Origin of the sequence: Variovorax sp. IB41 (assembly GCF_016405905.1) — a bacterium.
GTDB lineage: Bacteria > Pseudomonadota > Gammaproteobacteria > Burkholderiales > Burkholderiaceae_C > Variovorax.
In genome coordinates, this window is record NZ_JAEFCB010000019.1 from 90,676 (window position 1) to 103,014 (window position 12,339).

The following is a 12,339-nucleotide window of genomic DNA, read 5'->3' on the forward strand; positions in this document are numbered from 1 at the left end:
TGCGGCATCGCACTAGCCTCGTGACCCGGATGACAGGGGCAGGCGACTGGTTTTCAGTTCGGCTTAAGGTTGGAGAACGATACTGAATCTTGACGGTCTTCCGGCGTTGGTAGAGGTTGCTTCTGCACCCGCTTTTGCACCCGCTCTTTGCAGCGGTTCCTCGAGGCTGAAGGTCGTCAAGATTTCTTTCTCCGCGCCTGATGCAACCCCTGTCGTTCATCCAGGACCTTCAAGAAGCATGCGCCACTCGCTGTTGCACTACCTCTCCACGCAGCCATTGCCCGCCACCGTCGCAGGTGCGCAGGGCATTGCCGCCGTTCAGGCCCTGTTGCAGGAGGGCTGCGTGAAGGCCATCTTTCCGCAGCCTCGCTCCCCCGAAGTCGATATGCCCGTGGCAACGGTGACCGAACTCACCCGGCTCGGCCACCGCGCACTGCGCCGGTTCAGCGGCGCCTGAAACGCCCCTTCGACTAGCGCTGCGCCAGCCGCCGCAGCGCCATCGACAGTTCCTCCATATCGATGGGTTTGAGCAAGTGATGGTCGAAGCCGGCCTGGGCGATGCGCACCCTGTCGTCCGGTTGGCCCCATCCCGTCAGTGCGATCAGCGTCAGCCCGCTGTGCGCGGGGTCAGCCCGAAGCCTGCGGGCCAGCTCGCAGCCATCCATGCCGGGCATGCCGATGTCCAGGATCGCCAGCGAAGGACGAAAGCCGTCCGCCGTCTTCAGCGCTTCGGTGCCGCTGAACGCCACGGCGGTGCGCGCTCCGAGAAGGCCCAGCAGCGCCGCCAGCGATTCCGCCGCATCGCGGTTGTCATCGACGACCAGGATGCTGTGCCGCGCGATGGCCGCTTCGGTGGACGGGGCCTCGCGCTTCTCGGCCCCCGCATCGTGCGCGATCGCCAACGGCAGCGTTACCACGAATTCGCTGCCCTGGCCGAGGCCGCCGCTTGTCGCGCTGACAGTGCCCCCGTGCAGCTCCACCAGGCTCTTCACCAGCGTGAGCCCGATGCCCAGGCCCCCCTGGGCGGCCCTGGCCGTGCCGCTCACCTGCACGAACATGTCGAAGATCGACGCCAGCATGTCAGGCGGAAGGCCGGCGCCGTTGTCGAGGACGCGGACCACCGCATTCGCGCCTTCGCGTTCGACGAACACGTCGATCCGGCCGCCTTCGGGCGTGTACTTGGCGGCGTTGTTCAACAGGTTGGAGAACACCTGCGTGAGCCGCACCCCGTCGCCTTCGACGGCCAATGAGGCATCCGCCGCATGCACCTGCAGCTGGTGCCGGCCGGCGTCCATCAGCGGCCGGCTGAGCTCCACGGCATCGCGGATCACCTGGTCGACCATCAGCTCGCCGAGTTGGAGTTCGATCTTTCCGCGGGTGATGCGCGACACCTCCATCAGGTCGTTCACCAGGCGCACCATGTGATCGATCTGGCGGCCCATGAGCTGGTAGTAGGGCTGCGCGGCTTCGGGCGTGAGCGGCTTGCGCGTGAGGATGGCCAGCGCCGTGCTCAGCGGCGCCATCGGGTTGCGAAGCTCGTGCGCCAGCGTGGCGAGGAATTCGGTCTTGCGCTTGTCCGCTTCGCCCAGGTCGTCCAGGATGCGGCGCAGTTCGTACTGCCGGCGCCGGGCCCGCAGCGCGCTTCGCAGCGCGCTCACCAGGGCCGCCACGCGGATCGGCCGCTCCAGCACCGTGACGTTGGCCATGCCCTCCATGGCCACGGCAACGGCGCGCGAATCGGCCCCCTGCTTGGCCAGCACCAGCACCGGCAGGTCCGACCACGGCGGCTGCGTCGACACCGCATCGGACAGGTCGGCCGCATCGTTGCCCGAGAGCATTTCCTCGGACACCAGGATGGCGCCCGCGCCCTGGCCGATTTCCAGTACCAGCTCGTGCAGCGTCGCGCAGACCCGGGTGGCGATGCCGGCGCGCTCGAGCACGGCGGTCGCCATCACGGCGTCCTTCGAAGTGGCCGTCCTGAGCAGGACGCGCAGTTGCGTGTCTTCGTGCGTGATCGTGGCGCCTGGCGTGTTCGTCGTCACGGCCGGGTGGCAGTGACGCCATCGATGGGCACCGGAATGCCGCTCAGGATGCCCCGGAAGTGGCGCAGGGGCTCGCCCACGTGCAGCCCGCTGCCATCCATCGAGAAATCGCGGATGGTCCGCTCGTGCGCGCTGCCGCGTTTCTTGAGCACCGAGATGGCCTGCCGGACCTCGCCCTCGAATTCGAAGTAGCGCAGCAACACGACCGCGTCCGCGAGGTAACTGGCGTCAACCGGCGTCTGCATCTGCATGCCGATGAGCCCGTGCTGCGCGCCGACCAGCAGCGTGGCCACGCCGGCCTGCCCGAGGTAGGTCAGCAGTTCGTGCAGCTGCACGATGAGAAAGCGCTCATCGGGCATGGCGTTGAGATAGCCGTTCAGGCTGTCGATGACGACGACCGTCGCGGCATGCTCGGTCACGGCCAGGCGGATCTCGTGGACCAGCTCGCCCGGCGAAAGCTCGGCGGGGTCGACCTGCTTGATGCGCAGGTGCCCCGACGCGAGGTAGGGCTCCAGGTCCATCCCCAGGCCCGCGCAGCGCGTGCGCAGCGTGTTGACGCTCTCGTCGAAGATGAAAAGCGCGGCGCATTCGCCCCGACGGGCGGCGGAAACGGCGAACTGAACGGCCACCGACGATTTGCCCGTGCCCGGCGCGCCGACGAAGAGGGTGCTCGTTCCCTTCTCGAGGCCGCCCCCGAGCAGGTCGTCCAGTTCGGCGATTCCGCTGGGCATCTTGGTGAGCGGTGCGCTGGTCGCGTGCTCGGAGGCGACGAGCCGCGGAAACACCTGCAGGCCCCCGCGATGGATCTTGTAGTCGTGAAAGCCGCCGCGATAGGCCTGCCCGCGGTACTTGACCACCAGGAGGCGCCGCCGCGCCGAGCCGTAGTCGGAATTGAGCTGCTCCAGCCGCAGCACGGCGTGCGCGATGCTCTGCACCTGCAGGTCGTGCTCCGTGGCAGTCATGTCGTCCAGCAGCAGCACGGTGCATTGCCGGCCCGCGAAGAACTGCTTCAACGCCAGGATCTGCCGGCGGTACCGCAGCGACGTGCCCGACAGCAGCCGCAACTCGGACAGCGAGTCGAACACGATGCGAGAGGGCTTGAGCGTGTCCACGTCGCTGAGGATGCGCAGCGTCGTTTCGCTCAACTCCACCTCCGAGGGGTGGAACATCGTGTACTGCTCTTCGGGGTGAAGGCTGTCCTGCGCGGGGAGCATCTCGCGCACATGGATGCCCGAGAGGTCCCAGCCGTGGGAGTTGGCCACGCCGCGCAGTTCGTTCTCGGTTTCCGAGAGCGTGACGTACAGGACCGACTCGCCCGTCCGGGCGCCCTCGAGCAGGAACTGCAGCGCGATGGTCGTCTTGCCGGCGCCCGGCGTGCCCTCCACCAGGTAGAGGCGGTTGGGCTCCAGCCCCCCGCCCAGCACATCGTCCAGCCCCGGCACGCCGATGCCCAGCAGGTTGTTTTGCCGTCCCCCGAGGCTTGATGCCTTGGCCTCCATCGTTGTTGCTCCATGAAAAATTCGGATACCAAATTCAATCATGCGAGCGCGAAAAAACCATGCAGGACAAGGCCGGAAAAACGACCCAGCCTTTGTCGGCCGGAACCGATTCTTTCCGTGATGCTCAGGGAGGGAAAAGGTGCAGAGCCGCCGAGGCGGCTAGCGCAGGAACACGTGCTGCATGAACTGCTTGATCGGGTACTGGATCACCGTCTGCACCCGGGCCGGCAGCTCCAGCGGCCGCATCAGCATCTTGAGCGTGCTGCCGGCGCTCAGGTTGGTGCGGATGGTGCTGTTCATGCGCGCACTCAGCTGCTGCACATAGGCCGTGTCGTCGGCGCGATGGGGCGCCCGGGCCTTCACGACATGGCGGATCGCGCAGTCCGCGTCCTCGCTCTTGAGTTCCAGCGTGCGCCGGCCGATGGTGCCGATCACGCGAAAGCGGCTGAGTTTCTCCTGTTCGCGATAGCGTCGGAAGAACCGGTAGAAGTGCTTGTAGTGGTTGACCTCGTCCGTCGCGATGCGGGTGGCCAGGTCGTGCAGCACCGGCTCGTCGGTGGCGCGGGCCATGGCGCGGTAGTAGGTGGCGGTGCCGGTCTCGACCACGCAGCGCGCGGTCATCTCCAGGGCGCGGGTGGGGGCGAGCAGCTCGACCTTGCAGTAGGTCGCGTATTCCTCCAGGAAGCCGCGGTAGGCCGTGTCCCACTCGAATTCGGGCCACACATGGCGCACATAGGCGCGCAGGGCCTGGCCGTGCTGCAGTTCCTCGGGCTCCCAGTGGTTGGAGAGCCAGTCGGTCACTTCGTCGTCGCCGCGGAAGAAATCCACCAGGTTGTGCGTGTACAGGTCCGAGCCGCTTTCGATGAACGAGGCTGAGGTCACGAGGTAGAAAAGATTCTCGTCCAGGCGCACCTTGTCGAGCGCGATGCGCGAGAAATCGAGGTCCTCGATCTTCCAGTGTTCGGCCTCAAGACCTGCCATGCGGACTCCTTGATTCATGTTGTGCATATGAATAGGACGGGGCCCGCTGCGTTTGGTTCGGCCGCGCGGGAGCTCCAGGGCGCATATTAGCCGCGGTGCTGCGATCACGCAGTCGCCCCGGGGCCGCCCGGGCGGCATGGGCAAACCTATAATCGTTTGTTCAAGCAAATCAAGCAGTTAGGTCGGTTCAACGCAGTGGTTTCGACGAGAGGTCGCCATCGCCAGGCCGCCCTCGACAGAAGACGAAATCCAAAGATGAGCCAGCCCACATTCACGGTCGCGGACATCCGCAAGACCTTTCTCGATTTCTTCGCCTCCAAGGGCCACACGGTGGTGCCCTCCAGTTCGCTGGTGCCGGGCAACGACCCGACGCTCATGTTCACCAACTCGGGCATGGTCCAGTTCAAGGACGTGTTCCTCGGCGAAGACAAGCGCAACTACGTGCGCGCCGCCTCGGTCCAGGCGTGCCTTCGTGCCGGCGGCAAGCACAACGACCTGGAGAACGTGGGCTACACCGCGCGCCACCACACCTTCTTCGAGATGCTGGGCAACTGGAGCTTCGGCGACTACTTCAAGCGCGAATCGCTCACCTGGGCCTTCGAGCTGCTGACCAAGGTCTACAAGCTGCCGGCCGAGAAGCTCTGGGCCACCGTCTACATCGAGGACGACGAGGCCTACGACATCTGGACCAAGGAAATCGGCCTGCCCCCCGAGCGCGTCGTGCGCATCGGCGACAACAAGGGCGGGCGCTACATGTCCGACAACTTCTGGATGATGGCCGACACGGGCCCGTGTGGCCCGTGCTCCGAGATCTTCTACGACCACGGCCCCGAGATCCCCGGCGGCCCGCCCGGCAGCCCCGATGAAGACGGCGACCGCTACATCGAGATCTGGAACAACGTGTTCATGCAGTTCGACATGCAGCCCGACGGCTCGGTCAAGAAGCTGCCCGCACCGTGCGTCGATACCGGCATGGGCCTGGAGCGGCTGGCCGCGATCCTGCAGCACGTGCACAGCAACTACGAGATCGACATCTTCGATGCGCTCATCAAGGCCGCGGCCCGCGAGACCGGCGAAAAAGACCTGGGCAACAACTCGCTGCGCGTGATCGCCGACCACATCCGCGCGACCTCGTTCCTGGTGGCCGATGGCGTCATTCCCTCCAACGAAGGTCGCGGCTACGTGCAGCGCCGCATCGTGCGCCGCGCCATTCGCCACGGCTACAAGCTCGGCCAGAAGAAGCCGTTCTTCCACAAGCTCGTGCCCGACCTCGTGAAGCTGATGGGCGATGCGTACCCCAAGCTCGTGGCCGACGAGAAGCGCATCACCGACACGCTCAAGGCCGAGGAAGAGCGCTTCTTCGAGACGCTCGCCAACGGCATGGAAATCCTCGACGCGGCCCTGGCCGGCGATGCCAAGACGCTGCCGGGCGACGTCGCCTTCAAGCTGCACGACACCTACGGTTTCCCGCTCGACCTGTCGGCCGACGTGTGCCGCGAGCGCGGCGTGAGCGTCGACGAGGCCGGCTTCAATGTCGCCATGGAAAAGCAGAAGGCCGCGGGCCGTGCGGGCGGCAAGTTCAAGATGGACCGCAACGTCGAATACATCGGCGCGGGCAACACCTTCACCGGCTACGAGCACCTGGAGGAAAGCGCCAAGGTCGTCGCGCTGTACTTCGAAGGTGCGGCAGTGAACGAGCTGAAGGAAGGCCAGCCCGGCATCGTCGTGCTCGACGCCACGCCCTTCTATTCGGAGAGCGGCGGCCAGGTCGGCGACCAGGGCGTGCTCAGCGCCGAAGGCGTGCAGTTCGGCGTCGAGGACACGCAGAAGATCAAGGCCGACGTGTTCGGCCACCACGGCACGCAGACCCAGGGCACGCTCAAGGTCGGCGACGCAGTGAAGGCCGCGGTCGACGGCGAGCGCCGCAACGCGACCATGCGCAACCACTCGGTCACCCACCTGATGCACAAGGCCCTGCGCGAAGTGCTCGGCGACCACGTGCAGCAGAAGGGCTCGCTGGTCGATGCCGACAAGACGCGCTTCGACTTCGCGCACAACGCCCCCGTCACGCGCGACCAGATCCTGGAGATCGAGAAGCGCGTGAACGCCGAGGTGCTGGCCAACGTGGCCACGCAGGCGCGCGTGATGGACATGGAATCGGCCCAGAAGACCGGCGCGATGATGCTGTTCGGCGAGAAGTACGGCGAGACCGTGCGCGTGCTGGACATCGGCTCGAGCCGCGAACTGTGCGGCGGCACCCACGTGGGCCGCACCGGCGACATCGGCCTCTTCAAGATCGTGAGCGAAGGCGGCGTGGCCGCCGGCGTGCGCCGCATCGAGGCGGTCACGGGCGCCAATGCGCTCACCTACCTGCAGGACCTCGAATCGACCGTGCAGAGCGTGGCCGCCACGCTCAAGTCGCCGGCCGCCGAGCTGCAGGGCCGCTTGACGCAGGTGCTCGATCAGGTGAGGGCGCTGGAGCGCGAAGTGGGCTCGCTCAAGGGCAAGCTCGCATCGTCCAAGGGCGACGAACTCATCGCGCAGGCGGTGGACGTCAATGGCATCAAGGTGCTCGCGGCCAAGCTGGACGGCGCCGATGCCAAGACGCTGCGCGACACCATGGACAAGCTGAAAGACAAGCTCAAGACAGCCATCATCGTGCTGGCCGCCGTCGACGGCGACAAGGTGCAGATCGCGGCCGGCGTCACCGCCGACACCGTGGGCAAGGCCAAGGCCGGCGAGCTGGTCAACTTTGTGGCGCAGCAGGTCGGCGGCAAGGGCGGCGGCAAGGCCGACATGGCCATGGCCGGCGGCACCGATGCGGCGGGCGTGCCCGCCGCGCTGAAATCGGTTCAGGGCTGGGTCGCGGAACGCGTCTGATGACCGACGCGCTGCCCGGCGAAGAGTCTGGCACGCCACTTGGCGAGGTGCTCGTGATGGGCGCGGGCACCATCGGCTGCTACATCGGCGGCCGGCTCGCCGCGGCGGGCGTGCCCGTCACCTTCGTCGGCCGGCCCCGCGTGCTCCAGAAGCTCGCGGACCACGGCCTCTCGCTCAGCGACCTCGACGGCGCCAAGCACCACATCCTGCCCTCGGCGCTGCGCCTGTGCGAGCAGGTGCCCGCCGGCGCCAGGCCTGCGCTGGTGCTCCTTTGCGTGAAGAGCGGCGCCACCGCCGAAGCCGCAGGCGAACTGGCCTTTGCGCTGCCCGCGGGCACCACGGTCGTCTCGCTGCAGAACGGCATTTCCAACAGCGCCGCCGCATCGCAAGCGGGCCCGTCGCTCAACGTGCTGCCGGGCATGGTGCCTTACAACGTGGCCGAGATCGGCGAGGGCGCCTTCCATCGCGGCACCCCCGGCCGGCTCGCCGCGAAGGACGATGCGGCGCTGCGCCCGTGGCTCCCCGTGTTCGAGCGCGCAGGCGTGCCGCTCGACCTGCACGACGACCTCTTGCCGGTGCAGTGGGGCAAGCTGCTGCTGAACCTCAACAACCCGGTCAACGCGCTTTCGGGCCTGCCGCTGCGCGAGGAGCTGATGCACCGCGGCTACCGCCAATGCTTCGCGGCGCTCATCGACGAAACGCTGGGCGTGCTCGGCGTGAGCGGCATCGTGCCGGCGCAGGTGGCGGCCGTGCCGGCGCAGCGGCTCTCGAGCCTGCTGCGGCTGCCCGACTGGCTCTTTCGCATCGTTGCGGCGCGCATGCTGCGCATCGATGCGAAGGCGCGCTCCAGCATGGCCGACGACCTCGCGCTCGGCCGCCGTACCGAGATCGATGCGCTCAGCGGCGAGGTCGTGCGTCTCGCGCAGGAACATGGCCTGAGCGCACCGCGCAATGCGCGCATGGTGGCGCTGCTCGAAGCCTGGCCGAACCAGCCCGAGCGCTGGCCGGCACGGCGATTGCAAGACGCTCTCGGCCTGTAGCGCTTAGCCTGTACCCTCGGGCTCTTGCGGCGCTCGGCCCACAAGAAAGAGGGAGTTCTCATGCAGGTCCTGATTCTCGGCAGCGGTGTCATCGGCACCTCGGTGGCGTACTACCTGGCACGCGCCGGCCACGAGGTGACGGTGCTGGAGCGCCAGCCAGCGCCCGCGCTCGAAACCAGCTTCGGCAACGCGGGCGAGGTGTCGCCCGGCTACTCGGCGCCCTGGGCCGGCCCCGGCGTGCCGGTGAAGGCCATCAAGTGGATGCTGATGCAGCACAGCCCGCTGGTCGTCAAGCCGATGCTCGATCCGGCGATGTGGCGCTGGGGCCTCTCGATGCTGCTCAACTGCACGCAGGCGCGCTACGAACTCAACAAGGGCCGCATGGTGCGGCTGGCCGAATACAGCCGCGATTGCCTGAAGGCCCTGCGCGCCGACACCGGCATCCAGTACGACGAGCGCATGCAGGGCACGCTGCAGCTCTTTCGCACGCAGCAGCAGCTCGACGGCACCGCGAAAGACGTGGAGGTGCTCAAAGCCTCCGGCGTGCCCTACCAGGTGCTCGACCGCGAGGGTTGCCTGCCCTACGAGCCCGCGCTTGCGGAGGTGAAGGAGAAGTTCGTCGGCGGCCTGCGCCTGCCGGGCGACGAAACCGGCGACTGCTTCAAGTTCACGCAGGCGCTCGCGAAGCTGGCGGAAGCCGAAGGCGTGACCTTTCGCTTCGGCGTGAACATCCAGGCCATCGAGCACGACGCCGCTAAGGGCGTGAATGGCGTGACTGCGGTGCGCACCGACCAGGGCAACTTCACCGCCGACCGCTACGTGGTCGCGCTCGGCAGCTATTCGCCCGCGCTGGTCAAGCCGCTGGGCATCGACCTGCCGGTCTACCCGGTCAAGGGCTTCTCGATCACCGTGCCGATCACCGACGCGGCCGGCGCCCCCGAATCCACCGTGATGGACGAGACCTTCAAGGTGGCTGTCACGCGCCTGGGCGACCGCATCCGCGTGGGTGGCACGGCGCAGCTTTCGGGCTTCGACCTCGCGCTCAATCCGCGCCGGCGCGACACGCTCGAACACGTCGTGACCGATCTTTTCCCCAAGGGCGGCAACGTGCGCGACGCCTCCTTCTGGACGGGTCTGCGCCCCATGACGCCCGACGGCACGCCCGTGATCGGCGCCACGCGCATCCCGAACCTGATGCTGAGCACCGGCCACGGCACGCTGGGCTGGACCATGGCCGCCGGCACCGGCCGCGTGATGGCCGACCTCGTCGCAGGCAAGGCACCCGAGATCGACATGGAAGGCCTGACCGTGGCGCGCTACGGCGGCTAGCAGGCACGACGCCATCCACCGAGCAGGGCGGTCCGAAAGGGCCGCCCTGTTTACGTTGGGTTGCGACATCTAGGGTTTCTACTTAGTCACGAAGTTGTCTTCGTGGCTATCCTTCGTGCGTTCCATTAATAAATCGTTGTTTCTTTAGTGAAACAAAAACGCCGACCACGACGGACCCATGAAACACACACGCCGCCTCGCCATCGCCGCCGCCATGTCCCTGGCCGGCGCCTGCGCCACCGGACTGGCCTGGGCGCAGAGCTACCCCGCCAAGCCGATCACGCTGGTGGTCGCGTATCCGGCGGGCGGCGACACCGATGCGCTGGCGCGGCTCTTCGCCGAGAAGCTCTCGGCGCGGGTGGGGCAGCCGGTGGTGGTGGACAACCGCCCGGGCGCCAGCGGCATCATCGGCAGCGGCTACGTTTCGAAGGCGCCGGCCGACGGCTACACGCTGCTGCTCGCGCCCAGCACCTTCTCGATCGCGCAACTGGTCCTGAAGACCAACGGCGCCTCCGGCTACGACGTGCTCGCCGGCTTCACGCCGATCGTGCAGACCGGCAGCCAGCCGCTCTTCCTGGTGGCGAGCGCCGGCAGCGGCTTCGCCACCGCGAAGGACGCGGTCGCCGCGGCCAAGGGCGCCGGCAAGTCGCTCTCGTACGCGAGCCCGGGCAGCGGCTCGCCGATGCACATCCTGGGCGAAATGTTCGCCCGCGCCTCGGGCGCGAACCTCGCGCACGTGCCCTACAAGGGCGTGGCGCCCGCGGTCAACGACGTGCTGGGCGGCCATGTGCCGGTCACCTTCATCACGCTCGGCCCGGTGGCGCCGTACTTCGCCAACGGCAAGCTCAAGCCGCTGGCCGTCGCTTCGAGCCAGCGCTCGCCGCTCGCCCCCACCGTGCCCACGCTCGCCGAGCTCGGCTACAAGGACGTCGAGGTGGTCGCCTGGAACGGCCTCTGGGGCCCGCGCAACCTCTCGCCTGACATCGTGAAGACGCTCAACGGCCACTTCAACGACATCCTCAAGATGCCCGACATCGTCGCGCGCATGGCCGTGCTCGGCACCACGCCGGTGGGCGGCGATGCCGACGTGCTCGGCAAGACCAACGCGGCGGACTACGCGCGGTTCGGCAAGGTCATCAAGGAGCTCGGCATCCAGGCCGACTGAACACGCCATGACCGAACTCAAAGCCACCCCCGATCCCTCGAGCCTGCAATCGCTGCTGGCCGAACTGCCCGCCAACCTGCTGGCCGGCCGCCGCGTGCTCGTGACCGGCGGCGCGCGGGGCCTGGGCCTCGCGTTCGCGCAGTGCATCGCCGCGGCGGGCGCGAGCGTGGTGCTGGCCGACATCCTCGGCGAGCTCGCCGAAACCGAAGCCGAGGCGTTGCGCGATGCGGGCCACAAGGCGCACGCGCTCACCGTCGACCTGTCGGCGCCGGCCTCCGTCGACGCCTGCGCCGCCGAGGCGATCCGCCTGCTCGGCGGGCTCGACGGCCTGGTCAACAACGCCGCCATCACCAACTCGGGTGGCCGCGATGCGCACCAGCTCGAGATCGACATGTGGGACCGCGTGATGAATGTCAACGTGCGCGGCACCTGGCTCATGGGCCGCGCCTGCCGCGCCGCGCTGGCCGAGAGCGGCCGTGGCGCGGTCGTGAATCTCGCGTCCGACACCGCGCTCTGGGGCGCACCCAACCTGCTGGCCTACGCATCGAGCAAGGGCGCGGTCATTTCCATGACGCGCTCGCTGGCGCGCGAATGGGGCGGCGACAGCATCACCGTCAACGCCGTGGCGCCGGGCCTCACGCTGGTCGAGGCGACCGAGTACGTGCCGATGGCGCGCCACCAGAAATACCTCGAAGGCCGCGCCATTCCGCGCGAGCAACAGGCGGCCGATGTCTGCGGCGCCACGCTGTACCTGCTTTCCGGCCTCTCGCGCTTCGTGACAGGCCAACTGCTGGCCGTCAACGGCGGCTTTGCGATGCACTGAATTTTTCCGACGAAGGAGTAAACCCGATGAGCGATTTGTCCGAACAACAGAAGATCAACGATGCCGCCGGCACGACCCTGGCGCAGCCCGAGGGCACGAGCCTGGCCGAGTGGATGAACACCCGCATCGCGCGCTACGAGACGCGCAAGTACGACTGGGACGCGCTGAAGTTCCAGGCCGACTTCGACCCCAAGTTCCGCCGCGCGCAGATGCGCTACGTGGGCACCGGCGGCACCGGCGTCGAGAAGGACGCGAACACCGTGCCTTCGGAGCACTTCACCTTCTCCACCATGGTGATCCCGGCCGGCCACGAAGGCCCGCCGCACCTGCACACCGACGTGGAAGAGGTGTTCTTCCTCATCCGCGGCAAGCTCAAGGTCGTGATCGAGAAGGACGGCGAGCGCTTCGAAACCATCATGACCGACCGCGACCTCATCTCGGTGCCGCCGGGCGTGTACCGCGAGGAAATCAACATCGGCGACGAAGACGCGCTGATGTGCGTGATGCTCGGCGCGCAGAAGCCTATCAAGCCGACGTACCCGGCCGACCACCCGCTGGCCAAGATCAAGCGCTGAGGACG

Annotated in this window: 10 protein-coding genes; 7 read left to right on the plus strand and 3 right to left on the minus strand. The window is 67.5% G+C overall.

Annotation, left to right across the window (positions count from 1 at the left end; translation table 11 throughout):
* Positions 1–238 precede the first annotated feature (238 nt).
* On the plus strand, positions 239–457 hold the full coding sequence (locus tag JC881_RS26215; protein WP_198788632.1) for a hypothetical protein: 219 nt from the start codon (positions 239–241) through the stop codon (positions 455–457).
* A 13-nt stretch (positions 458–470) separates the two neighbouring features.
* Here JC881_RS26215 and JC881_RS26220 read toward each other — a convergent pair whose 3' ends face one another.
* From JC881_RS26220 to JC881_RS26230, 3 genes are all read right to left on the minus strand, one after another.
* A complete protein-coding gene (locus JC881_RS26220) occupies positions 471–2,042 on the minus strand; it encodes a hybrid sensor histidine kinase/response regulator (protein ID WP_332875291.1) in 1,572 nt (523 codons plus the stop codon).
* A complete protein-coding gene (locus tag JC881_RS26225) occupies positions 2,039–3,541 on the minus strand; it encodes an ATPase domain-containing protein (RefSeq protein ID WP_198788633.1) in 1,503 nt (500 codons plus the stop codon). Before JC881_RS26225 ends, JC881_RS26220 begins: the two co-directional genes overlap by 4 nt.
* A gap of 159 nt (positions 3,542–3,700) precedes the next feature.
* Positions 3,701–4,522: a ferritin-like domain-containing protein gene (locus JC881_RS26230; RefSeq protein WP_198788634.1), complete on the minus strand. Its 822-nt coding sequence runs from the start codon at positions 4,520–4,522 to the stop codon at positions 3,701–3,703.
* 255 nt (positions 4,523–4,777) lie between these two features.
* Here JC881_RS26230 and alaS point away from each other — a divergent pair, with 255 nt between their 5' ends.
* The 6 genes from alaS (at position 4,778) to JC881_RS26260 (ending at position 12,334) form a co-directional block, all read left to right on the plus strand.
* Entirely contained in the window at positions 4,778–7,402 is a 2,625-nt protein-coding gene (alaS, locus tag JC881_RS26235) for an alanine--tRNA ligase (protein ID WP_198788635.1), read from the plus strand.
* Positions 7,402–8,442, plus strand: coding sequence for a 2-dehydropantoate 2-reductase (locus tag JC881_RS26240; RefSeq protein ID WP_198788636.1), 1,041 nt, complete (start codon positions 7,402–7,404; stop codon positions 8,440–8,442). Before alaS ends, JC881_RS26240 begins: the two co-directional genes overlap by 1 nt.
* A gap of 60 nt (positions 8,443–8,502) precedes the next feature.
* A complete protein-coding gene (locus tag JC881_RS26245) occupies positions 8,503–9,771 on the plus strand; it encodes a D-amino acid dehydrogenase (RefSeq protein ID WP_198788637.1) in 1,269 nt (422 codons plus the stop codon).
* A gap of 178 nt (positions 9,772–9,949) precedes the next feature.
* Positions 9,950–10,936: a Bug family tripartite tricarboxylate transporter substrate binding protein gene (locus JC881_RS26250; protein ID WP_198788638.1), complete on the plus strand. Its 987-nt coding sequence runs from the start codon at positions 9,950–9,952 to the stop codon at positions 10,934–10,936.
* A 7-nt stretch (positions 10,937–10,943) separates the two neighbouring features.
* On the plus strand, positions 10,944–11,759 hold the full coding sequence (locus JC881_RS26255; protein WP_198788639.1) for an SDR family oxidoreductase: 816 nt from the start codon (positions 10,944–10,946) through the stop codon (positions 11,757–11,759).
* Positions 11,760–11,785: 26 nt separating this feature from the next.
* A complete protein-coding gene (locus tag JC881_RS26260) occupies positions 11,786–12,334 on the plus strand; it encodes a cupin domain-containing protein (RefSeq protein WP_198788640.1) in 549 nt (182 codons plus the stop codon).
* Positions 12,335–12,339 lie beyond the last annotated feature (5 nt).